The sequence below is a fragment of the Mesorhizobium sp. WSM4847 genome, from assembly GCF_055811335.1.
Map to the genome: position 1 here is coordinate 1 of NZ_JBVVPY010000035.1, position 20,365 is coordinate 20,365.

Here is a 20,365-nt window from a genome sequence, read left to right on the forward strand (position 1 = left end):
CTCATCACAACCCTCAACGCTATGGTGCGCACCAACAAACCCTGGAATCCGGCTTCCGTTTGAAGCACGGTTGCTCATCCGTCGCCTTCGGCGACACCTTCTCCCACAAGGGGAGAAGGAAGAGCCGCCCCACTCACCCGTTCGCCGCCCGGCTGTCCTCAGGCGCCTCGGCCCGTTCGGTCAGGCCATAGTCGCGCACGACGTGGGCGATGCGCAGACGGTAGTCGGCAAAGATGCCGCCACGGCCGGCCCTCTGCGCCTGCCTATGTTCCTCCGTGTTGCGCCAGGCTTTCACCGCTTCCTCGTCACGCCAGAACGACAGCGACAGGATGCGGCTCGGGTCGACAAGGCTCTGGAAGCGCTCGATCGACAGAAAACCGTCGATGCCGTCGAGCAGCGGGCGCAGGTCGGCGGCGAGGCCGAGATAAGCGTCGCGCTTGCCCGCTGCCGGCTCGACCTCGAAGATGACGGCGATCACAGTTTCACCAGAGAGGCATGCGGCCCGGATGCGAGTTTCAAAAAAGTCCGATGCTCTTTCAGGATGAATTTTTCACGCGGGGCGAACTCGTAATTTGCCTTGCCGGCCGGGTCGGCGGCGAGCCTGATACGGTAGGCTTCGTAAGCCGCCAGGCTGTCGATGTTATAGGCGGCATAGGCTGTCGTGGCCGAGCCCTCATGCGGCGCGAAATAGCCGATCAGATCGGCGCCGCAGCGCGGGATCGCCTGGCCCCAGTTGCGGGCATACTCCTCGAACGCCGCCTTGCCGAACGGGTCGATCTCGTAGCGGATGAAGCAGGTGATGGTCATCATTTGTCTCCTTGCTGAATCTGATTTGTTGCGGCGACAGTTCGAGCGGTGTCGAAACCTTCTGTGGTTCTATGTGCTAGGCAATTTTCCATGCTGATCACGCTTGCCAGAATGATTTCGCGCATTCGCGGCGAACGTCTTGTGGCGTCAGGCCAAGATCGCGCAAAAGATGCTCGTCAATCTCGGCGAGGTCGAGGCGTTGCAGATGGCGGTCATACCACCGCGCCAGCAGCCGCAGATGCGCCCGGCGCAAGATCATGAACGGAGACGGCCGCCGGCCGAAGCGGCTGACAGGCACGGTGTGGGAAGCGGTTCTTGCGGTCATCGTCATCTCCTTGATCTCAGCGCAGGATAGTGGTTATCTGACGCCCATGCTTCGATGAAGGACGAACTATGCGTGAAGGACCAGATATAGCCCGCATCGCCAGCCTGGTCGGCGATCCGGCGCGGGCAAACATGCTGACCGCACTGATGGGTGGCACGGCGCTGACAGCGAGCGAACTGGCGCTCGAGGCCGGCGTGTCGCTGCCGACCGCCAGCTCGCATCTGTCGAAACTGATGGAAGGCGGGCTGCTGACGCTGGCGAGCCAGGGGCGGCATCGCTACTACGGGCTCGCCGGGCCGCAGGTGGCTGGCATGATCGAGGCGATCACCGGCGTCGCCGCCGCGGTCGGACCGCAGCGGGTGCGGCCGGGTCCGCGCGATGCGGCGATGCGCGTGGCGCGGGTCTGCTACGACCATCTCGCCGGCGAGCAGGCCGTGGCGATGCTGGACCGTCTAGTCGCTCGACAAGTGCTCCTGCGCGACGATAAGGAGATCCGGCTCGGGCCGTCGGCCGCCTCGCATTTTGCCGCGATCGGCATCGATGTCGAGAGCAAGGCGCGACGACCGGTATGCCGGGCTTGCCTCGACTGGAGCGTGCGGCGCTCGCATCTGGCCGGCACGCTGGGCGCTGCCATCCTCGATAAGATCCTTCTGGAAAAATGGGCGCGGCGCGAGAAGGACAGCCGCGCGGTAATCTTCTCGCCGATGGGCAAGCAGGCCTTCGAGAGGGTGTTTCTCGCTTGATTGTCAGCCGCGCTTGAGCGGCTTGCCCTGCTTGAAAAAATCCGCCCAGGGATCGGCTTTCGCCAACTGTTTCAGCGTCGTCTTGTCGCCGATCGGAAATGCGTTCGGCGCCAACCCGGCCTCGACCTCGGCCCAAATCGCCGGCATCGATGCCGTGGCGCCCTTCTTGGCGCGCGACGAATAGGGGGCCACCGTGGTCGAGCCGCGGCCGTTGCGCAGGTAGTCGACGAAGATCTTGCCGGTGCGCGCCTTCTTCGACAGCGTCGCTGTATACCGATCAGGGGCGGCCTGCTCGAGGGCACGGGCGAAATCATGGGCGAAGTCCTTCACCTCATCCCAATCCGCCGACGGTTTCAGCGGCACGACGACATGGTAGCCCTTGCCGCCCGAGGTCTTGACGAAATTCGGCAATGACAGTGCATCGAGCCGGCCGTGAATTTCGAGCGCCGCCGCGCGCACCGCTTTCACGTCGACGCCTTCGTCGGGATCGAGATCGAAGATGATCTGGTCCGGCTTGTCCAGTTCGTCGATGGTGCAGCCCCAGATATGGATCTCGACCACGCCGAGCTGGACCAAGGCAGCGACACCGTCGAAATCGCGGATGAACAGGATCTCCTCGCCGTCGGTCGGATCCTTCATCTTGGCGATCTTGTCATGCATGCCCGCGGAGGCATGCTTCTGAAAAAAGCGTTGGCCACTGACGCCGTCCGGTGCCCGCACCAGGCTGAGCGGCCGATTGACGACGAATTGTAGCATGCGCGGCCAGACCAAAGCGTAATGATCGAGCAGGCCCTGCTTCGATATCTTCTCCTGCGGCCACAGAAGCTTGTCCGGGTGAGAAAGTTTTATGACGGTGTCTGCCGCCTCCGTGGATTTGACAGCGGCGGATGTCTCGCCCTTGCCGCTGGCAGGCTTTGCCTTGCTGGCGGCCCTGCCAGCGGGTGCTTTCGGCTTTTCCTGCACGACTTCCTCCGCCGGTTTGTCCTCGCGCAATCCCTGGAACGAGCGTGGCCCATTGTACGGTCGAAGCCCAGCTACGGAAAGTGAGGCAAAGCCGGTTGTCCGGCGTTGCCTCGATCGAGCTTCTACTCGGCGGCCTGAAGGTTGACCTTGGCTTCCGCAATCTCGGTGAGCTTGCGGTCGGTCGCCTGCTCTTCCTTGATGTTGTTGGCCAGGACATTGGCGCAGTCGGTGCGGCCAAGCTGCTTGGCCCAGGAGATCAACGTGCCGTAGCGGGTTATCTCGTAGTGCTCGACCGCCTGAGCGGATGCGATCAGGGCGGCGTCGAGAACGTCCTTGTCGTCGATGTCGCCGCTGACTTCATCGGCTTCCTCGAGAATGCCGTCGATGGCTGGACAGTTGACCGTCTTGGCCTTCACACCATGCAGTTCGAACACCTTCTCGACGCGCTCGATATGACCTTTGGTCTGGCCGAGATGCTTTTCAAGGCCGGCTTTCAGCTGCGGGTCGGTCGCCTTGTCGATCATCTTCGGCAGCGACTTCTCGATCTGTTTCTCGGCGTAATAGATGTCGCGCAGCGTGTGGACGAAGAGGTCGTCCAGCGTCTTGATGTCTTTCGAAAAGAAACCCATGGCTTTGCCTTTCCATTGTTCTTGCTGTGTTGGGGGTTCCGGCGGCGGTTCCGCTCGGAAGCCGCTGGGCCGGAGTTGGTCCCGGCTCTCAGCGTCAACGTGCTTCTATCGGACGGGTTCCTGGCTTTCCCGAGTAATCAGGGAAATTTGCGCAAACACGGAAATTTCGCGGCACCGGCCAAAGTTGAAACACAAGCGCGTCGGAGCGACATCCAAACGAAACATATGTGATGCAAAAGTCACACTAGCCGGAATGCCGACGAACTGCATGGAAAGACCCCGAATCAGCCGCATTCCAGCCACGAACCAAGGCCTTTTTGACCAAAGATTAACATCGTGTTCACCGAGTATTCACGCCTCGACGCTATGATCCCACGCAATTCGGAAGGGACATCCGAAATCGGGACAGGGACAGGGAAAATGAACTTCTTGACGCACCTCATCGGCTACGCTGCTGCCATCCGCGAATTCGTCGCGCCGACCTACCGGCCGGAGCGCTATTACATGCGCGGCCCAGGCCCCGCTTGCGCACGCCGCGGCCACACGCTCGGCATCAGCGCGCACTGATGACGACCATGGAAAGCCGTCACGATAGCCGGATCTGCAGGCCGGCCGCCGATCATCGTGCGACCACCTATCGCACGGAACGTCCTGGGCTCGCCGACAGGCGGCGTGCGACAACGCCAAGGGTCTGAGTTTCCAGAATTTTGAGAATCTGGGGCTTCGAGATTCTGGGCTTCGAGATTCTGGGGCTTATATCTCGCCGCCGGCAAGCTAAGTGCCGTTTGACACCAGGCAGCCGGGACTCGCGTGACCGCCCAGTAGCTGCAAGATCCCTTCCGCCGAGTTGCCTCCGAAAAGCTAGAGCGGGATTGCGGTCGTCTCCTTGGCGGTTCGAATCACAAACATGGTGTAATACCGCGCCACATTCGTCCGATCTCGGAACAGCCGCTCGCACAATGTGTCGAACTCGTCCATATCCATCAGACGCAGCATAAGGACAGCGTCGGTCGAGCCGCTCACGCTGTAGGCCTGGACCACCACTGGTTCCATGGCGGCAAGCTCGAGGAAGCGGCGCATGTGCTGCTCGCCGTGGCGCTCCAGTTCGACCGTGACGATAGCCTTCATCCCCCTGCCGGCCTTGGCCGGATCAAGAAGCGCGACAACGCGGTCGATGACACCGACTGACTTGAGCCGCCGTATGCGGCGCAAGCAGCTGGAGGGTGAAAGCCCGACCTCCGCCGCCAGGTCGGCATTGGTTCGCGAAGCGTCTTCTTGCAAAAGCTTGAGAAGCTTCCTGTCGATCCGGTCCATTGCGGTCCTCCGTCGTCGTCTACCGGTCTGCAATTTTATTGCACAAGTCCGCAAATTTTGACCACAAATGCGAACCGTCTCACGGTAGACATTTGGCGTCAATCACGGAGACAATCGCCATGGCAGTGCAGACCGCCCTCTATCGAAAGACGCTGGAAACGCTTGAAATCTATTGGGAATTGGTTCGGATTATCGTTCCGGTCACGATAGCCACACAGATCCTGCAGGATCTTGGTGTCATCCGGGCGATCTCTCCGTTCTTCGCGCCTCTCATGACGCTGGTTGGACTGCCGCCCGAGCTCGCTCTTGCCTGGCTAACGGGATTGCTGGTGGGAATTTGGGGCGCGGTGGTGACCGTGTTCACTCTGGCCCCGGTTTCGACGTTGAGCACTGCCGACATGACCGTTCTTTCAACCCTTTTGCTATTTGCGCATGCCATTCCGATTGAACAACGCATCATTCAGAAGGTTGGGCCAAGCTTCGTGGTCACTGCAGCACTTCGCATTGGCGGCGGACTGATCCTTGCCATGCTCCTGCACCAGATATTCGCAGCAACCGGATGGCTATCCGAGCCGCTGAAGCCGGCGTGGATACCAATGGTCGAAGGCACTGATTGGAGCAGTTTTTTTCCAGGCATGCTCAAAACCCTGGCAACCATGCTCGTCATCCTCCTCGCACTAAGCTGGCTGATCGAGCTACTCAAGATGTCGGGCATCCTGGGTTGGCTGAACAACGGGCTTTCACCGCTGTTTCGCCTTGCCGGCATCCAGTCACAAGCGGTGCCGTTCACTGCGGTCGGTCTGTTTCTTGGAATTTCCTATGGCGCGGGACTGCTGATCCGCGAGGCGCGCACGACCAGCGTAGACCCGCGCCAGATCTTCCTCGCTTGCGTGTTCATGGGCTTTGCCCACAGTCTCATAGAGGACACGCTGGTTGTCATCGCTCTGGGTGCAGACTTCACCAGTGTGTTTTTCGTTCGCCTGATCTTTGCCGTGCTCGCAACCGCGTTGATCGCCCGGGCAATCAGGTCGGCTTCCGACATTCTGTTTTTCAAAGCATTCTTCCGCAAGGAAGAAAGTCGGCTCGCTCAGTCGGAATCCGGTTTTGGCGGCTAACGATGGAGCGTTTGGTCCGCTTAGGTCGCTGTGCCCGGAACTCGACATCCGACAACGCCCTGGAGGACGAGGTCCCGCACCCGCTTGCCGACCGTCCGCTACCGCGGCTGGTACTAACCTTCGCACAGCTCCAGCACCGTCGTGTCGCCTGCCGCCTTGCCCAGTTCGCGGCAGCCCTGAACCGTGCACAGCGTCCAGCCTTCACCGGTCGCGCCGGAGGCCGCGAGCACAAGGCGCCGCTGCGGCGCCATCTTGGGTTTATAGACCCACCAACCGTCCCGCAGCACCGAGCCTTCCGGCGGTTCCATGCCGGCGCCCGAGCCCTTGATCCGTGCCTCGGCGATCTCCAAGCCGGAAGGCGTCACCTTCCAGTCCTCCTGCCAATGCGTCTTTTCCACCGAATGCGTCCAGGCGAGCGTGAAGGCGGCGACAGTGAGCGTCACCGTCTTGCCGGCTGCGAGGATACAGAGGCTCATGCGGTGCCGGTGGCCTGCCGCGCCCGCCAGCAGTGCCAGCCGATCCAGGCGACAGAGAGTGCCCACCCGGCTTCGTCGGTGACAGGCAGTGCGGCAACCAGCAGCACGCCGGCGGCGAAGGCGACGAGACGTTCCCACCAGGCCATGCGCCGGGCCAGGAACCCGACGGCGGCTGCGCCCCACAGGGCAATGCCCATGCAGGCCTTGGCGACGATATAGGCGACCTCGACGGGATAACCGAACTGGGCGGCGATCGGACCGGGGTCCTGCAGCATCAGCGCCGGGGTGTAGACCGCCATGAACGGCACGACGAAGCCGGCGACGGCAAGTTTGGTGGCCTGGATGCCGATCTTGAGGCCGCTCTCCTTGGCCATCGGCGCGGCGGCGAAGGCGGCCAGCGCCACCGGCGGAGTGAGGTCGGCCATAATGCCGAAATAGAAGACGAACATGTGGCTGACCACCAGCGGCACGCCGAGTGACAGCAGTGCCGGCCCGGCCAGCGACGAGGTGATGATGTAGTTGGGGATCGTCGGTATGCCCATGCCGAGCACCAGGCAGGTGAGCATGGTCAGCACCAGCGACAGGAACAGATTGTTCTCGCCGATGGAGATGATCCAGCCGATGAAGGTGGAGGCGATGCCGGTGAGCGTCAAGGTGCCGATGACGACGCCGACGATGGCGCAGGCGATGCCGACCGGCAGCGCGTTCTTTGCTCCCTCGGCTAGCGAATCTATGCATATCTGCAGCGTCTCGCGTCCGCCCCTGAAGGTGACGCAGGCGATGACGAGCCCGGCGATGACAAAACTGAGGATGTTGACGCCGAACCTCATGAAGGAGGCGGCGGCAAGCCCCAGCGCCAGCCAAAAGACGATGCGGAAGGCAAGCGGCCCGATCAAAGCCGCCAGCGGCGTGCCGAGGATGAGCACGATGGTCAGCGCCAGCCCCATGGTGCCGGCGAAGATCGGCGTATAGCCGGCAAACAGCAGATAAATGAGCGCGGCCAGCGGCAGCACCAGCGGCCAATGTCTTCTCACCGCGTGCCACGGATTGGGCAGGTCCGCCTTGGCCATGCCCTGCAGGCCGGCCTTGCCGGCTTCCAGGTACACCTGCCAGAAGCAGGCACCGAAATAGAGCAGCGCCGGGATGATCGCTGCCTTGACCACCTCGGCATAGGGGATGTTCAGCGTCTCGGCCATGATGAAGGCGACCGCGCCCATCACCGGCGGCATGATCTGGCCGCCCATCGACGAGGTCGCCTCGACCGCACCGGCGAAAGCCGAACGGAAGCCGAAGCGCTTCATCAGCGGGATGGTGAACTGGCCGCTGGCCACCACATTGGCGACGCCGGAGCCGGAAATGGTGCCCATCAGCGCCGAGGACAGAACGCAGACCTGGGCCGGTCCGCCGCGCCATGTGCCGACCAGGCCAAGCGCGAAGTCGTTGAACAGCGCGATCATGCCGGCGCGCTCGAGAAAGGCGGCGAAGACGACGAAGATGAAGATATAGGCGGCCGAGACGTAGACCGGCGTGCCGTATATGCCTTCGGTGCCAAAGGCGAAGGTGTCGATAAGCTGGGCGAAATCATAGCCGCGATGGATGAAGGGCGGCGGCAGGTGATTGCCGAAGGAAGCGTAGGCGAAAAAGATCAAGGCGATCAGGGAAAGCGGCAGCCCCATCAGCCGCCGCGCGGCCTCGAAGACCAGCACAACCAGCACCGTGCCGACGATCAGGTCCGGTGTGTTGAGGAAGCCAGAGCGCCGGATGAGATCGGCATAGAACACCCAATTGTAGAGGCCGGTGCCAAAGCCGAGCAGGCCGAGCGTCCAGAATGCTGCTTTCGCCGGTGTGCTTGTGGCGCGCAGATTGGCGATCAGGCCAAAGCCGAGCAGCAGCAAGAAGCCGACATGCATGGCGCGCACCACCTGGCTCGGCAGGCTGCCATAGGCGGCGATGTAGATCTGGAAGACGGAGAAGGCGATGGCGATGAGAAAGGCGGCCTTGCCGGCGAAGCCGTCGCCGAAACCCGGCGGCAGCCCTTCGAGCGGGGCTTCGGCGGTGGGGGAAAGAACGGTCGGCGTTTCGGGATGGGCGTCGGTCATTGGCGGGTTCCTGGCGGGCGCAATCCCTCCCCCTTGAGGGGAGGGTGGACAGCCGCCGAAGGCGGATGGACGGGTGGGGTCGTTGCGGCAGTGCGCGGCCTGAACCGACCCCACCCGCCTCGCTTCGCTCGGCAGCCTCCCCTCAAGGGGGAGGGAGCACCCCTATTTCACCAATCCCTTTTCCTTGTAATACCGCTCGGCACCGGGATGCAGCGGCACCGGCATGCCGTCGAGCGCCTTGGCCATGTCGATCGCCTTGGCGGCGGCGTGGGCAGCAGTGAGCTGGTCGAGATTTTCGAACAGCAGCTTGGTCATCTGATAGCCGGTCTCGTCGGAGACGTCGGCGTGGGTGATGAGGAAATTGCCGACGGCGGCGGTCGCGACGTCCTCGGTCTGGCCTTCATAGGTGCCCTTGGGAATGGTCACCGAAAGATAGGGCGAGCCGATCTTGGCGACGTCCTGCGCCGGTACGGCGACGACGTTGATCGGCACCGAAGTGGCGAGGTCGCGGATCGAGGCGACGCCGAGGCCGGCCGATTGCAGCGTGGCGTCGAGCTGGCGGTTCTTGATTAGCTCGACCGATTCGGCGAAGGGCAGATACTCGACCCGTCCGAGATCCTCGTATTTCAGCCCGGCGGCGGCGAAGATGGCGCGGGCGTTGAGCTCGGTGCCGGAGGCCGGCGCGCCGACCGACAGGCTCTTGCCCTTGAGGTCGGCAAGCGTCTTGATGCCGGATTCCTTGCTGGCAACGATCTGGATATAGTTGGGATAGATGGCGGCGACACCGCGCAGCTTGTCGAGCTTGCCCGGGAAACCGGCCTCGGTGTTGCCCTCGGCCGCCAGTTTGACGGCATCGCCGAGCGCGAAGGCGATCTCGCCCTTGCCCTGCTGCAACAGGTTGAGGTTCTCGACCGAGGCCTTCGTCGCCTGCACCTGGGTGCGGGCGCCCTCAATGCCCTTGCCGTAGATTTCCGACAGTGCGACGCCGAGCGGATAATAGACGCCCGAGGTGCCGCCGGTCAGCACGTTGATGAATTCCTGCGCCATGGCCGACACCGCGCCAAGACCCAGCGACAGCGCCAGCGCGCCGGCAGCAATAAATTTCGTCCTGAAATTGTGCATGTGATCTCCTCCCTGAAATATCTGCCACCGCGCGACCCGAGGCGAGTTTAGACAGCGGGCGGGAAATGCCAACCCGCAATAATATCCATTAGACGAACGGCTGAGTGATGCCGCAACGCATAGCCGCTTGCGCGATGTGCGATCGGAGCCGAAAGATTTTCGCAGAGCCTGTCGAAATCGCGCGAGGCCGCGCGACATACGTTCGGCTCGCAACGGATGCGGCCTTCGAAAATGGAGAAGACCATGCGATACATGCTTTTGATCTACGTGAACGAAGCCGCGATGGCGGCCGCGCCGACGGAGAAGACGTACGAGATCAGCGCAGCCTATGGCGCCTATACCGAGGCGTTGAAGAAGTCCGGCTCCTGGTTGGCCGGTGACCGGCTGAAGCCGACCCAAGCCGCGACCTCGGTACGGATGGCCAACGGCAAGACCAACGTGCTCGACGGTCCCTATGCCGATACCAAGGAGCAGCTCGCCGGTTTCTACATGATCGAGGCGGAGGACGCCGACGCGGCTATTGCCTGGGCGGCGCGATGCCCAGCTGCCAGCACCGGCACAGTCGAGGTGCGGCCGATCTGGGAACAAACCATGTGATGACGAATGACCTGGAGGTCGCCCGGGCGGCGGCGGAAGCGGCCGCCCGGCAAAGCTACGGCAAGCTCATCGCCTTCCTCGCCGCCCGCACGCGCGACGTGGCCGGCGCCGAGGACGTGCTGGCCGACGCCTTTGTGGCGGCGCTGGAGCGCTGGCCGCAGACCGGCGTGCCGCAGAAGCCAGAAGCCTGGCTGCTGGCGGTGGCGTGCAGACGCCGCGTCGACGCGATCCGGCGGCGGCTGACCAGCGAGGCGAGCCGCGACCATCTCAGGCTGATCGCCGAGGAGATCGAGGCCCGCATGATCGATGAAGACCTGCCCGATGAGCGGCTGCGACTGATGTTTGCCTGTGCCCATCCGGCGATCGAGGCTGGCGTGCGCGCGCCGCTGATCCTGCAGGCCATTCTGGGCTTCGACGCAGCGACGATCGCCTCGGCCTTCCTGGTATCGCCGGCAACGATGGGCCAGCGCCTGGTGCGCGCCAAAAGCCGCATCCGCGAGACCGGCATTCCGTTCCGCGTGCCGGAGCGGGCAGAGCTTGGCGAGCGGCTGGATGCGGTGCTGGAAGCGATCTACGCCGCGTTCGCCGAAGGCTGGTCCGACCCGGCCGGCACCGAAACCCGCCGCCGCAATCTCGCGACCGAAGGCATCTGGCTCGGCCGGCTGGTAGCCTCGCTGATGCCGGATGAGCCGGAAGCGCTTGGCCTGCTGGCGCTGATGCTGTTTGCCGAGGCGCGGCGTGCGGCGCGGCGCAACGCCGCCGGGGACTATGTGCCATTGGCCGAGCAGGAGCTTGGGCTGTGGGACGGCGCGTTGATTGACGAAGCGGAGACATTGCTGAAGCACGCCGCGGCCAAGCGCGTCGTCGGCCGCTATCAGCTCGAGGCAGCCGTGCAATCCGCCCATACGACAAGGCGGCTGACCGGCCGGACCGACTGGGCCGCGATCAAGCAGCTCTATGATGCGCTGTCTGTGATTGCCGGCTCGCCGGTGGTCTCGATCAACCGCGCGGTGACCCTTGCCGAGGCCGACGGCGCCGCGGCGGGATTGAGTGCACTTGATGAGCTTGGCGACGACAAACGGTTACATGATTATCAGCCTTATTGGGCCGCCCGCGCGGGCCTTCTGGCCAGGCTCGGCAAAACTCGGGAGGCTACCGAGGCCTATAACAGGGCGATCGGCCTCGAACGCGACCCGGCCGTGCGCCGGTTCCTGCAGGCACGACGGGCTGGGCTCGCAGCCGAAGAATGAGGTCCGGGAAAGGCCGGGGTCAGACATGATCCGATGTTTGGGATCTAAGGCCGACCGCTGGTGCCGCCCCTCATTGCCCTGCCCGTCCTCCGCAGCAGCTGCGGAGGGTGGACCGGGCATTTCTCCCCGTAAACGGGGAGAAAGAGGCTGGTCGCGGTGTCGGCACTTTTTTCTGCAACGCTGGCGATTGGCGAACCCGTCAATGAGAGCGCCCCCCTCGCCCCATTTACGGGGTGCGGATGCCGGCAGGCAGGTGAGGGGCGGCGGCGGCTTCGACAATTGGCGGGGCGCTACGGAGGCGCGGGAAACCGCAACCGCAGGCCGGCACAAATACCAATATGCCCTAAGCCCCCAGCCCTTCGAACAGGATCGTCGACAGATAGCGTTCGGCGAAGGACGGAATAACGACCACTAGGTTCTTGCCCTCATTCTCCGGCCGCGAGCCGACGACGATCGCCGCCTGCAGGGCAGCGCCCGACGAGATGCCGACCGGCACGCCTTCGAGGCGGGCGACGAGCCGCGCATTGGCGACCGAATCCTCGTTGGAGACCTTGACGATCTCGTCATAAATGGTCGTGTCGAGGATCTTCGGCGCGAAGCCGGCGCCGATGCCCTGGATCTTGTGCGGGCCGGGCTGGCCGCCCGACAGCACCGGCGAGGCTTCCGGCTCGACGGCGACGACATGCACGGAGGGCTTGCGCTGCTTCAGCACCTGGCCGACGCCGGTGATGGTGCCGCCGGTGCCGATGCCGGCGACGAAGATGTCGACTTCGCCATGAGTGTCGTTCCAGATTTCCTCGGCAGTGGTGCGGCGGTGAATTTCCGGATTGGCGGGATTCTCGAACTGCTGCGGAATGATGGCGTCGGGCAGCGTCGCGGCCAGTTCGTCGGCCTTGGCGATGGCGCCTTTCATGCCTTTCGGCCCTTCGGTCAGCACCAGTTCGGCGCCGAGCAGCGCCAGCATCTTGCGGCGTTCGACCGACATGGTTTCCGGCATGGTCAGGATCAGCTTGTAGCCCTTGGCGGCGGCGGCGAAGGCGAGCGCGATGCCGGTGTTGCCCGAGGTTGGCTCGATCAGCGTGGTCCTGCCGGGCGCAATCCTGCCCGATGCCTCCAGCGCCTCGATCATCGAGACGCCGATGCGATCCTTGACCGAGCCGATCGGGTTGAAGAATTCGAGCTTGGCCAGCAGATTGGCGACGACGCCCTTTTCCCCGGCGAACTTGTCGAGCCGCACCAGCGGCGTGTCGCCGATCGTCTCGGTGATCGAATTGTAGATGCGGCCGCGGCCGGGCACAGGCACGGTGGTGGCGGGCTTGTTCATTGGTTTCGCTCCCAAGAGGTCAGATGGGCAAGGGTCAGGCAATCAAGTGAGTCAGGCAACTAAGTCTCGACCAGGCAGGATAAAGCCTTCGGCCGCGCAAGCTAGTCTGCCGTTTGAAAATATCCGACGGGGTCGCATGCTGAATACATCCTCGCCCGCAGGTGACGGCCAGATGCAACCGCCGCCGCCCTCGGGGCACCGCATCACTTGCCGGTCGGCCCAGACCGCGTCGCCGGAGACGACGAAGCCGGTCACGAGATCCTCATGCTCGCCGGTCGGCTAGCCGTCCTTGCACCTTTCGGGCTCAGTTCCCGGCGGCGTAGAAATCGTCGTCGAGGCGCTTTTCCAGCGCGACGAGATCGGCCGGCAGCGGCAGGCCCATGGCGCGCATCTCCCCCAGCTTTTCGCGCAACTGCTCCTGCACTTCATGCTGATCCTCGGGCTGGTTGATCATCTGCTCGAGCAACAGGCTGATCTGAGCCTTGAATGATTCCAGCGCCATTTTTTTCTCCTTGAGGTTCCCTTAAGCGTGTCGCGTTGGAAGGATCCGTGCGACGCGCTTCGGTTTTTTGGGCGACATGCATTATCGCAGCATGCGGGAAATAAGCTGCGCGGTATAGTCGACCATCGGCACGATGCGTGCGTAGTTCAGCCGGGTCGGGCCGATGACGCCGAGCGCGCCGATGACGCGGGCGTCCTTGTCGCGATAGGGCGCCACGACCAGCGACGAGCCCGACAGCGAAAACAGCTTGTTCTCCGAGCCGATGAAGATGCGCACGCCGGAGCCTTCCTCGGCGAGGTCGAGAAGCTGGATCAGCCCGTCCTGCGTCTCCAGATCCTCGAACAAATGCCGCAGCAGCTCGATGTCGGCCTGGGCGGTGACATTTTCCAGCAGATTGGCGCGACCGCGCACGATGAGACGCGCCGGCAAGCCGCTCTCGGCGCCTGCCCAGACAGCAAGGCCCTTCTCGACCAAATCCTGCGACAGCGTGTCGAGGGCGGCCCTGGTTTCTTCCTTGATGCGGGCGATCTCGACCCGCGCCTCGGCCAGCGTGCGACCGCGGATATGGGCGTTGAGGAAATTCGAGGCTTCGTGCAGTTGCGAGACGGTGATGCCGGCGGGCAGGTCGACGACGCGGTTTTCGACGTCGCCGTTCTGCGACACCAGCACCGCCAGCGCCTTGTTCGGCTCGAGCTGGATGAATTCGATATGCTTGAGCGCCACCTCGTTCTTGGCGGCAAGCACGAGGCCGGCGCCGCGCGACATGCCGGACAGCATCTGGCTCGCCTCGGTGAGCATGTGCTCCAGCGTCGCACCAGAGCCGGAGGCGCGTACCTGCGCCTCGATGGTGCGGCGCTCCTCGTCGGAGAGATCACCAAGCTCCATGAAGGCATCGACGAAGAAGCGCAGGCCGGCCTGGGTCGGCAATCGGCCGGCCGAGATATGCGGCGCGTAGATCAGGCCGAGATGCTCGAGATCGCTCATCACATTGCGGATGGTGGCCGGCGACAGCGAAGACGGCAGGATACGCGACAGGCTGCGCGAGCCGACCGGCTCGCCGTCCTTCAGATAGGAATCGACAATGCGCCGAAAGATGTCGCGCGAGCGCATGTCGAGCGATTGAAGGGCGGGCGATTGAAGCGCGGGGGATTGGAGCGCTGCCGCCGACTGGGAACCGGGATCGACTGCCTTGGTCATTCGAGCCAAATACCTCCGGCCCAAGGATATAGACATCGGCCTCGCCCGCGCAACTGGTCCATTTTCCTTTGCGCCTCTCGTCGCGTGCGGCTACAAGCCGGCCACGACTCCTAAAACGACAAGAAAGAAGCCTGAATGCGCCCTTCCAAACGCCAGTTCGACGAAATGCGCGCCATCTCCTTTGAGCGCGGCGTCTCCAAGCACGCGGAAGGCTCGTGCCTGGTGAAGTTCGGCGACACCCACGTGCTGTGCACCGCCAGCCTCGAGGAAAAGGTGCCGGGCTGGATGCGCAATTCCGGCAAGGGCTGGGTGACGGCGGAATACGGCATGCTGCCGCGCTCGACCGGCGAGCGCATGCGCCGCGAGGCTTCGGCTGGCAAGCAAGGCGGCCGCACGCTGGAAATCCAGAGGCTGATCGGCCGTTCGCTGCGCGCAGTGGTCGATCTGCAGGCGCTGGGCGAGCAGCAGATCACCGTCGACTGCGACGTGATCCAGGCCGATGGCGGCACGCGCACCGCCTCGATCACCGGCGGCTGGGTGGCGCTTTACGACTGCCTGCGCTGGATGGAAGCCCGGCAGATGGCCAGCGTCGCCAAGGTGCTGAAGGACCATGTCGCGGCTATCTCCTGCGGCATCCACGACGGCCAGCCGGTCATCGACCTCGACTATCTCGAGGATTCATCGGCCGGCACCGACGCCAATTTCGTCATGACCGGCAAGGGCGGCATTGTCGAGATACAAGGCACGGCCGAGGGCGAGCCTTTCTCGGAAGAGCAATTTGCGGCGCTGATGGAATTGGCCAAGAAAGGCATTGCGCGACTGGTCAGCCTGCAGCAGATGGCTGTAGCTTAACCCTGTCATGACACCCTCTGCCATCCTCGAATCAGCGCTGTACGTCACCGACCTCGATGCCGCGGAAAAATTCTACACCGATGTGCTCGGGCTCGATCTGCTGGGCAAGGTCGACGGCAGGCATCTTTTCTTCCGTTGCGGGGACGGCGTGCTGCTCATCTTCAACGCCGAGGCGACCAAGGTGCCGCCGGCGCCCGATGCCAGGCTGAAAGTGCCGCCGCACGGCACGGTCGGCGACGGCCATCTCTGCTTTGCGGCGAGCGCGGACGAGATCGTGCGCTGGAGAGCGCATCTTGAGCGCAAGAAAATCGCCATCGAGAGCGAGTTCGAATGGCCGCAGGGTGGCCGCTCGATCTATATTCGCGACCCCTCCGGCAATTCGATCGAATTCGCCGAACCAAGAATCTGGGGCATCTGATGCATTCGCTTGATGGACATGAGATCGTTGTCGCCAGCCACAATGCCGGCAAATTGCGCGAATTCGCCGATCTGATGGCGCCGTTCGGCATAGAAGCGAAGTCGGCCAAGGAATATGGCCTGCCGGAGCCGGACGAGACCGGCACCACCTTCGAGGAGAACGCCTATATCAAGGCCTTTGCCGCCGCCAAGGCGACAGGCCTGCCGGCATTGTCGGACGATTCCGGCCTGTGTGTCGATGCGCTGGGCGGAGCGCCCGGCGTCTACACCGCCAACTGGGCCGAGGCGCCCGACGGGAGCCGCGACTTCGGCATGGCGATGCAGCGAGCCGAAGTGGCGTTGCAGGAAATCGGCGCGGTTGCGCCTGCGCAGCGCAAGGGCAGCTTCGTCGCCGTCATCTGCCTGGCCTTTCCCGACGGCGCGGCCGAATATTTCCGTGGCGAGGTCGAGGGCACGCTGGTATGGCCGCCGCGTGGCGAACTCGGCTTCGGCTACGACCCGGTGTTCGTGCCGGACGGTTTCGAAAAGACCTTCGGCGAAATGACCGCAGAGGAGAAACATGGCTGGAAGCCCGGCCAGCCGACGGCATTGTCGCATCGCGCTCGCGCCTTCCAGAAATTCGCGCAGGCCAGACTGGATTTGGCGCGATCGGCGGTGAAATGACCATGCTGCTCGACCGCAGCCCCGGTTTCGGCGTCTACGTGCACTGGCCGTTCTGCGCGGCCAAGTGCCCCTATTGCGACTTCAACAGCCATGTCCGCCACCAGCCGGTCGACCAGGAGCGTTTCGCGCGCGCCTTCGAGACCGAGCTTGCGACGATGCGCAACCGCACCGGACCGCGCGAGGTGACCAGCATTTTTCTCGGCGGCGGCACGCCATCGCTGATGAAGCCGCAAACCGTGGCGACGGTGCTGGACGCGGTGGCGAAGAACTGGACGGTGCCTGCCGGCATCGAGGTGACGCTGGAAGCCAACCCGTCTTCGGTCGAGGCCGAGCGCTTTCGCGGCTATCGGGCGGCAGGCGTCAACCGGGTGTCGCTCGGCGTGCAGGCGCTGAACGACAAGGATCTGCGCTTTCTCGGCCGGCTGCACAATGTCGATGAAGCGCTGCACGCGATTGGCCTGGCGCGTGAGATTTTCCCGCGGCTGTCGTTCGATCTGATCTACGCACGGCCCGGCCAGACAGCGGAAGCGTGGCAGGCGGAGCTCGAGCAGGCGATCGGCCATGCCGCCGACCATTTGTCGCTCTACCAGTTGACCATCGAGGAAGGCACGCCGTTCCACGCGCTGCATGCGGCCAGGAAATTCGCTATTCCCGACAATGACCATGCCGCCGATCTCTATGCGCTGACGCAGGAGATCACCGCTGCGCATGGGCTGCCGGCCTATGAGATTTCGAACCACGCCAGATCAGGCGCCGAAAGCCGGCACAATCTCACCTATTGGCGCTATGGCGAATATGTCGGCGTCGGTCCCGGCGCGCATGGCCGCTTCGTCGAAAACGGCCGTCGCGTGGTGACGATCGCCGAAAGAATGCCGGAAACCTGGGCCAATCTGGTCGAGGCCAAGGGCCATGGCGTCACCGGCGGCGAGATCCTGACGCGCTCGGAAGAGGCCGACGAGTTCCTGTTGATGGGGCTGAGGCTGGCCGAGGGCATCGACCTCTCTCGCTATGAAGCGTTTTCCGGCCGCGGCCTGTCGACGGCGCGGCTGTCCATGCTGCAGGGCGAGGGGCTGGTGGCGCCGATCGGCAATGCCCGCCTGCGCGCCACGCCGGCCGGCATGATCGTGCTAGACGCTGTGGTGGCGGATCTGGCGCGGTAAAGCTTGGGCCAGGAGCTGGCCTGTCCCAGACAATTTGTCGGCTCTCGCAAGGATGCTGGAAATTCGGCTTGCTTGGCCGAATGGCCATCCCACTGCCATCCGCAGCCGATAATTACTTGCAAGCGTAGGCCTGACTGGTCAAGCTTCGGTCGGGCGCCGCTAATATGCGGCTGAAGCAGAGCACGGGGCTAAAATGCGCCTCTTCAACATCGCGCTTGCTGTCATTGCTCTGATCGGCGGGCTGGAGGTGGCGTGGGCTGAAAAACGTGTTGCGCTGGTGATCGGCAATTCGAGCTATCAACGGGTCGCTAGACTTCCCAATCCGAACAATGACGCTGCTGACATGGCTGCCTTGCTCTCAAAGGTAGGGTTCAAAGTATCTCGCAAGATAGACTTGGAGCATACCGCGTTCAGGAAAGCTCTGCAGGAGTTCGGTCGCGAGGTGGAAGGTGCTGATTTCGCAATAATCTTCTTCGCGGGACATGGGGTTGAGGTTGAGAATAGAAATTTTCTCGTTCCTACAGATGTCAGCCTGAGCGCTGATTCCGACGTGGAGTTTGAGGCAATCCCGCTGGATCTGGTGATGAACGCGTTGTCCCGTGTCTCCGGCGTGCGGGTGGTTCTACTTGATGCTTGCCGGGACAACCCTTTTATCGCGGCCATGCGACGATCAAACGCAACGCGTTCCATCGGCAAAGGCCTGGCTGCGATTGAACCGGCAGCCGGAACCCTGGTCGGGCACGCTGCGAAGGAAGGTACAACCGCTTTCGATGGAGCGGGACGGAACAGTCCCTACACTGCAGGGCTGTTGGCGCATTTGGGTGAACCCGGGGTAGACATCCAATTCGTGTTCCGCAAGGTTCGCGACACTGTTCTGGCCGCGACAGGCGGCAAGCAGGAACCATTCACGTATGGATCGCTGCCTGGCAGGGAAATTTTCATTGCCCCTCCTCGTGGCCCAACGGCAGTCTCGCCAGCCAACAACAGCAGCCGAGATGCGAGCCTGACGGAAATCGAGTTGTGGACCTCAATCCGCGGCTCCAAAAGCAGCGGAGCGTTAAAGGATTATCTTCAACTGTACCCGGACGGCCTGTTTGTGCCTCTCGCCAGACTCCAAATTCAACAGTTGGAGAATGCAGATCATCAATCGGACGCCAGCCAGGAAGATGCCCCGAACGAGCTGGCGAAGCGGATACAGCGCGAGCTTGGCCGCGTTGGGTGTAATCCGGGAAAGCCAGACGGCATCTGGGGTGGAAGGACCCGGGAGGCGTTGCGCCGTTTCGCTCGCCACTCCGGCGCTGAGATCGACATGGCGAAACCGACAACAATTGCTTTGAAGATATTGGAAAGAAGCACAGCGCGCGTGTGTCCGGTGGTTGCCCGGCCGAATTCGATACAAGAACCCGGCCATGCAAATGGCCCGAATACCCTGCCACGACCGACAACGGAACAGAAGCGTGCCGCCGCTGCTCCGAGCGCGAGCAGGCCAGCTCGCGTTTGCAGGGCAGAAACCCACGATGAGTGCAGGGTCCGAGCGCGGGCCGCCGGGGCTCGCCGGGGCAGCGGCTTCTGTCGCGATCGAATTACAATCTGCGAGTGACGTGCCTCGGCAGAACTTGCCGATCTGGCGTCCCTCAGCGGCCACGAGCCCTGTTGAAGCCGGCGAGAACCGGCGGCAAGCGCCAGCAGAAAGCTATGCTCCTGCTGGCGCGCCTATTCTAGGCTGAATACCTCGATCATCTCGGCGCGCCCTTTGACCTCGTGATAGCCGCAGGACTTGAAATATTGTCTACCTTCAGGCCAGTGCTCGACGAACTGGGCGCTGACCAACAGCGGCTTGTCCAGTTTTCGCGTCAATCCCTCAATACGAAAGGCCAAATTCACGGCATCGCCCAGCGCGGTGTTGATGCCTTTGCCCATAGCGCCGATAGCAACTTCACCCACATGAAGGCCAATGCGGCAGTCGAGTACGATGTCTTGTTGTTCCCTGACCAGTACTCGGGTTGGCGACGTAGCCGCGTCTTCCGCAGCGCGGAGCGCCTGGGCAGCCTGAACCGCAGCGACACAGACGTCCGCTGCCGTCTCGTGCCAATAAGCAAATACACAATCACCGATGAATTTGTCGATCGAGGCACCGTAGTGCTTCAAGATCATATTGCAGTCCATATACCACTCGGCCAGGAGGGCCGCCACCTGTTCCGGGGACAGCCTGGCGCTAATTCCGGTAAACTCCTTCAAATCAGCAACGAACAGCGTGGCCGGCCGGCTCTTGGGGGCTGCCGGGTTGCCCCATTGAGTTTTTGTGTTCGCCACTTGCGAATCTGGATCGGGGGCAGTCGTGCCCTGGTCGAAAAGAAAAATCGATCTGCCGAACTGGACGCGATCGCCGGTGTGCAGCACACGCGCGGTTGTGAGCGCCACGTCATTCACATAACTGCCATTGGCACTGCCGACATCAACAACCCAGTAGTTCGCGCCGTCGCGCCGGATCGTTGCATGCTGGCGCGAAACTTCCCCGTCTTCCAAGCGTATGGTGGAATGTTCGCCACGACCAACCAGGTTGAAATCTCCCAGCCTGTAGGCCTCTCTGCTGCCCAGTGCGGTTAAAGTTGCCGACATGATCCTCTCCCGTACGCTCAAGCGCGCGCACGCAGGTTCAAGATTAGCACGTTACGAACAGAGGCTGGCGACATTCCAGAGGACGATGAGTTCGTGGACCCAGCGTCTGCTGGAAGCGCGCGTGTCGAACAATCCGGGTTGAATGATGTGGCCGAGCGTTTCCCCCACGCTTTAGAGAGAAGTGTCTCGGC

23 protein-coding genes are annotated in these 20,365 nt (G+C 63.0%); 10 read left to right on the plus strand and 13 right to left on the minus strand.

What is annotated here, in order from left to right; genetic code table 11:
- Positions 1 to 133: 133 nt before the first annotated feature.
- From AC0L28_RS31680 to AC0L28_RS31690, 3 genes are all read right to left on the minus strand, one after another.
- Positions 134 to 478, minus strand: coding sequence for an antibiotic biosynthesis monooxygenase family protein (locus AC0L28_RS31680; RefSeq protein WP_023801399.1), 345 nt, complete (start codon positions 476 to 478; stop codon positions 134 to 136).
- A complete protein-coding gene (locus AC0L28_RS31685; protein WP_473482318.1) occupies positions 475 to 807 on the minus strand; it encodes an NIPSNAP family protein in 333 nt (110 codons plus the stop codon). Before AC0L28_RS31685 ends, AC0L28_RS31680 begins: the two co-directional genes overlap by 4 nt.
- A 97-nt stretch (positions 808 to 904) precedes the next feature.
- The gene (locus AC0L28_RS31690; protein WP_023801397.1) at positions 905 to 1,132 is read right to left on the minus strand and encodes a DUF1127 domain-containing protein; all 228 of its coding nucleotides are present in this window, start codon (positions 1,130 to 1,132) and stop codon (positions 905 to 907) included.
- 68 nt (positions 1,133 to 1,200) lie between these two features.
- Here AC0L28_RS31690 and AC0L28_RS31695 point away from each other — a divergent pair, with 68 nt between their 5' ends.
- Entirely contained in the window at positions 1,201 to 1,875 is a 675-nt protein-coding gene (locus AC0L28_RS31695; protein WP_023801396.1) for an ArsR/SmtB family transcription factor, read from the plus strand.
- A gap of 3 nt (positions 1,876 to 1,878) precedes the next feature.
- Here AC0L28_RS31695 and ligD read toward each other — a convergent pair whose 3' ends face one another.
- Both ligD and AC0L28_RS31705 read right to left on the minus strand, forming a co-directional pair.
- The gene (ligD, locus tag AC0L28_RS31700) at positions 1,879 to 2,838 is read right to left on the minus strand and encodes a non-homologous end-joining DNA ligase (RefSeq protein WP_473482320.1); all 960 of its coding nucleotides are present in this window, start codon (positions 2,836 to 2,838) and stop codon (positions 1,879 to 1,881) included.
- A gap of 122 nt (positions 2,839 to 2,960) precedes the next feature.
- Positions 2,961 to 3,467, minus strand: a complete 507-nt coding sequence (locus tag AC0L28_RS31705) for a YciE/YciF ferroxidase family protein (RefSeq protein ID WP_023801395.1) — start codon at positions 3,465 to 3,467, stop codon at positions 2,961 to 2,963.
- 420 nt (positions 3,468 to 3,887) lie between these two features.
- On the opposite strand from AC0L28_RS31705, the gene AC0L28_RS31710 reads away from it, so the two are divergent.
- Positions 3,888 to 4,034, plus strand: coding sequence for a hypothetical protein (locus AC0L28_RS31710; protein WP_023801394.1), 147 nt, complete (start codon positions 3,888 to 3,890; stop codon positions 4,032 to 4,034).
- 294 nt (positions 4,035 to 4,328) lie between these two features.
- Here AC0L28_RS31710 and AC0L28_RS31715 read toward each other — a convergent pair whose 3' ends face one another.
- Entirely contained in the window at positions 4,329 to 4,781 is a 453-nt protein-coding gene (locus AC0L28_RS31715; RefSeq protein WP_287237775.1) for an Lrp/AsnC family transcriptional regulator, read from the minus strand.
- Positions 4,782 to 4,900: 119 nt separating this feature from the next.
- Here AC0L28_RS31715 and AC0L28_RS31720 point away from each other — a divergent pair, with 119 nt between their 5' ends.
- The gene (locus AC0L28_RS31720; RefSeq protein ID WP_128173936.1) at positions 4,901 to 5,896 is read left to right on the plus strand and encodes a nucleoside recognition domain-containing protein; all 996 of its coding nucleotides are present in this window, start codon (positions 4,901 to 4,903) and stop codon (positions 5,894 to 5,896) included.
- 113 nt (positions 5,897 to 6,009) lie between these two features.
- Here the strand turns inward: AC0L28_RS31720 and AC0L28_RS31725 are convergent, their stop codons facing one another.
- The 3 genes from AC0L28_RS31725 to AC0L28_RS31735 all read right to left on the minus strand — a co-directional run bounded on the left by AC0L28_RS31725 (position 6,010) and on the right by AC0L28_RS31735 (position 9,593).
- Positions 6,010 to 6,372 (minus strand): DUF1850 domain-containing protein, encoded by a 363-nt coding sequence (locus tag AC0L28_RS31725; RefSeq protein ID WP_031255764.1) that lies wholly within the window; start codon positions 6,370 to 6,372, stop codon positions 6,010 to 6,012.
- Entirely contained in the window at positions 6,369 to 8,471 is a 2,103-nt protein-coding gene (locus tag AC0L28_RS31730) for a TRAP transporter permease (RefSeq protein ID WP_473482323.1), read from the minus strand. The genes AC0L28_RS31725 and AC0L28_RS31730 overlap by 4 nt, the downstream gene beginning before the upstream one ends.
- Positions 8,472 to 8,633: 162 nt before the next feature.
- Positions 8,634 to 9,593, minus strand: coding sequence for a TAXI family TRAP transporter solute-binding subunit (locus tag AC0L28_RS31735; protein ID WP_128169299.1), 960 nt, complete (start codon positions 9,591 to 9,593; stop codon positions 8,634 to 8,636).
- Between the two features lie 243 nt (positions 9,594 to 9,836).
- On the opposite strand from AC0L28_RS31735, the gene AC0L28_RS31740 reads away from it, so the two are divergent.
- Together AC0L28_RS31740 and AC0L28_RS31745 are read left to right on the plus strand one after the other, a co-directional pair.
- Complete coding sequence (locus tag AC0L28_RS31740) at positions 9,837 to 10,190, plus strand: YciI family protein (protein WP_027155901.1); 354 nt, start codon at positions 9,837 to 9,839, stop codon at positions 10,188 to 10,190.
- Positions 10,190 to 11,440 carry an RNA polymerase sigma factor gene (locus AC0L28_RS31745; protein ID WP_128169298.1) on the plus strand — a complete coding sequence of 417 codons (1,251 nt, stop codon included), beginning with the start codon at positions 10,190 to 10,192 and terminating at the stop codon, positions 11,438 to 11,440. The genes AC0L28_RS31740 and AC0L28_RS31745 overlap by 1 nt, the downstream gene beginning before the upstream one ends.
- Before the next feature lie 343 nt (positions 11,441 to 11,783).
- Here AC0L28_RS31745 and cysK read toward each other — a convergent pair whose 3' ends face one another.
- The 3 genes from cysK to hrcA all read right to left on the minus strand — a co-directional run bounded on the left by cysK (position 11,784) and on the right by hrcA (position 14,463).
- On the minus strand, positions 11,784 to 12,764 hold the full coding sequence (gene cysK / locus AC0L28_RS31750) for a cysteine synthase A (RefSeq protein WP_023803671.1): 981 nt from the start codon (positions 12,762 to 12,764) through the stop codon (positions 11,784 to 11,786).
- Between the two features lie 304 nt (positions 12,765 to 13,068).
- Complete coding sequence (locus AC0L28_RS31755; protein WP_023803672.1) at positions 13,069 to 13,266, minus strand: hypothetical protein; 198 nt, start codon at positions 13,264 to 13,266, stop codon at positions 13,069 to 13,071.
- Between the two features lie 81 nt (positions 13,267 to 13,347).
- Complete coding sequence (gene hrcA, locus AC0L28_RS31760; protein ID WP_027155899.1) at positions 13,348 to 14,463, minus strand: heat-inducible transcriptional repressor HrcA; 1,116 nt, start codon at positions 14,461 to 14,463, stop codon at positions 13,348 to 13,350.
- Between the two features lie 135 nt (positions 14,464 to 14,598).
- Between hrcA and rph the strand changes: the two genes are divergently transcribed.
- From rph to AC0L28_RS31785, 5 genes are all read left to right on the plus strand, one after another.
- A complete protein-coding gene (gene rph, locus AC0L28_RS31765; protein WP_023803674.1) occupies positions 14,599 to 15,315 on the plus strand; it encodes a ribonuclease PH in 717 nt (238 codons plus the stop codon).
- Between the two features lie 7 nt (positions 15,316 to 15,322).
- A complete protein-coding gene (locus AC0L28_RS31770; protein WP_236370925.1) occupies positions 15,323 to 15,733 on the plus strand; it encodes a VOC family protein in 411 nt (136 codons plus the stop codon).
- Complete coding sequence (gene rdgB, locus AC0L28_RS31775; protein ID WP_473482328.1) at positions 15,733 to 16,395, plus strand: RdgB/HAM1 family non-canonical purine NTP pyrophosphatase; 663 nt, start codon at positions 15,733 to 15,735, stop codon at positions 16,393 to 16,395. Before AC0L28_RS31770 ends, rdgB begins: the two co-directional genes overlap by 1 nt.
- A complete protein-coding gene (hemW, locus tag AC0L28_RS31780) occupies positions 16,392 to 17,555 on the plus strand; it encodes a radical SAM family heme chaperone HemW (RefSeq protein ID WP_287055311.1) in 1,164 nt (387 codons plus the stop codon). The genes rdgB and hemW overlap by 4 nt, the downstream gene beginning before the upstream one ends.
- Positions 17,556 to 17,748: 193 nt before the next feature.
- A complete protein-coding gene (locus AC0L28_RS31785; protein ID WP_473482330.1) occupies positions 17,749 to 19,155 on the plus strand; it encodes a caspase family protein in 1,407 nt (468 codons plus the stop codon).
- Between the two features lie 113 nt (positions 19,156 to 19,268).
- On the opposite strand, the gene AC0L28_RS31790 is transcribed toward AC0L28_RS31785, so the two are convergent.
- Positions 19,269 to 20,174: an FHA domain-containing protein gene (locus AC0L28_RS31790; RefSeq protein ID WP_473482332.1), complete on the minus strand. Its 906-nt coding sequence runs from the start codon at positions 20,172 to 20,174 to the stop codon at positions 19,269 to 19,271.
- Between the last annotated feature and the right edge of the window lie 191 nt (positions 20,175 to 20,365).

Excerpts from the sequence above, each read along its gene's own strand:
- AC0L28_RS31685 (WP_473482318.1), bottom strand. The coding sequence starts at position 807 with ATGACCATCACCTGCTTCATCCGCTACGAGATCGACCCGTTCGGCAAG.
- AC0L28_RS31745 (WP_128169298.1), top strand. The coding sequence starts at position 10,190 with ATGACGAATGACCTGGAGGTCGCCCGGGCGGCGGCGGAAGCGGCCGCC.
- rdgB (WP_473482328.1), top strand. The coding sequence starts at position 15,733 with ATGCATTCGCTTGATGGACATGAGATCGTTGTCGCCAGCCACAATGCC.
- AC0L28_RS31770 (WP_236370925.1), top strand. The coding sequence starts at position 15,323 with ATGACACCCTCTGCCATCCTCGAATCAGCGCTGTACGTCACCGACCTC.
- AC0L28_RS31740 (WP_027155901.1), top strand. The coding sequence starts at position 9,837 with ATGCGATACATGCTTTTGATCTACGTGAACGAAGCCGCGATGGCGGCC.
- AC0L28_RS31785 (WP_473482330.1), top strand. The coding sequence starts at position 17,749 with ATGCGCCTCTTCAACATCGCGCTTGCTGTCATTGCTCTGATCGGCGGG.
- AC0L28_RS31715 (WP_287237775.1), bottom strand. The coding sequence starts at position 4,781 with ATGGACCGGATCGACAGGAAGCTTCTCAAGCTTTTGCAAGAAGACGCT.
- cysK (WP_023803671.1), bottom strand. The coding sequence starts at position 12,764 with ATGAACAAGCCCGCCACCACCGTGCCTGTGCCCGGCCGCGGCCGCATC.
- AC0L28_RS31710 (WP_023801394.1), top strand. The coding sequence starts at position 3,888 with ATGAACTTCTTGACGCACCTCATCGGCTACGCTGCTGCCATCCGCGAA.
- hrcA (WP_027155899.1), bottom strand. The coding sequence starts at position 14,463 with ATGACCAAGGCAGTCGATCCCGGTTCCCAGTCGGCGGCAGCGCTCCAA.
- AC0L28_RS31705 (WP_023801395.1), bottom strand. The coding sequence starts at position 3,467 with ATGGGTTTCTTTTCGAAAGACATCAAGACGCTGGACGACCTCTTCGTC.
- AC0L28_RS31725 (WP_031255764.1), bottom strand. The coding sequence starts at position 6,372 with ATGAGCCTCTGTATCCTCGCAGCCGGCAAGACGGTGACGCTCACTGTC.
- AC0L28_RS31730 (WP_473482323.1), bottom strand. The coding sequence starts at position 8,471 with ATGACCGACGCCCATCCCGAAACGCCGACCGTTCTTTCCCCCACCGCC.
- AC0L28_RS31695 (WP_023801396.1), top strand. The coding sequence starts at position 1,201 with ATGCGTGAAGGACCAGATATAGCCCGCATCGCCAGCCTGGTCGGCGAT.
- AC0L28_RS31690 (WP_023801397.1), bottom strand. The coding sequence starts at position 1,132 with ATGACCGCAAGAACCGCTTCCCACACCGTGCCTGTCAGCCGCTTCGGC.
- AC0L28_RS31720 (WP_128173936.1), top strand. The coding sequence starts at position 4,901 with ATGGCAGTGCAGACCGCCCTCTATCGAAAGACGCTGGAAACGCTTGAA.
- AC0L28_RS31790 (WP_473482332.1), bottom strand. The coding sequence starts at position 20,174 with ATGTCGGCAACTTTAACCGCACTGGGCAGCAGAGAGGCCTACAGGCTG.
- AC0L28_RS31735 (WP_128169299.1), bottom strand. The coding sequence starts at position 9,593 with ATGCACAATTTCAGGACGAAATTTATTGCTGCCGGCGCGCTGGCGCTG.
- hemW (WP_287055311.1), top strand. The coding sequence starts at position 16,392 with ATGACCATGCTGCTCGACCGCAGCCCCGGTTTCGGCGTCTACGTGCAC.
- AC0L28_RS31755 (WP_023803672.1), bottom strand. The coding sequence starts at position 13,266 with ATGGCGCTGGAATCATTCAAGGCTCAGATCAGCCTGTTGCTCGAGCAG.
- rph (WP_023803674.1), top strand. The coding sequence starts at position 14,599 with ATGCGCCCTTCCAAACGCCAGTTCGACGAAATGCGCGCCATCTCCTTT.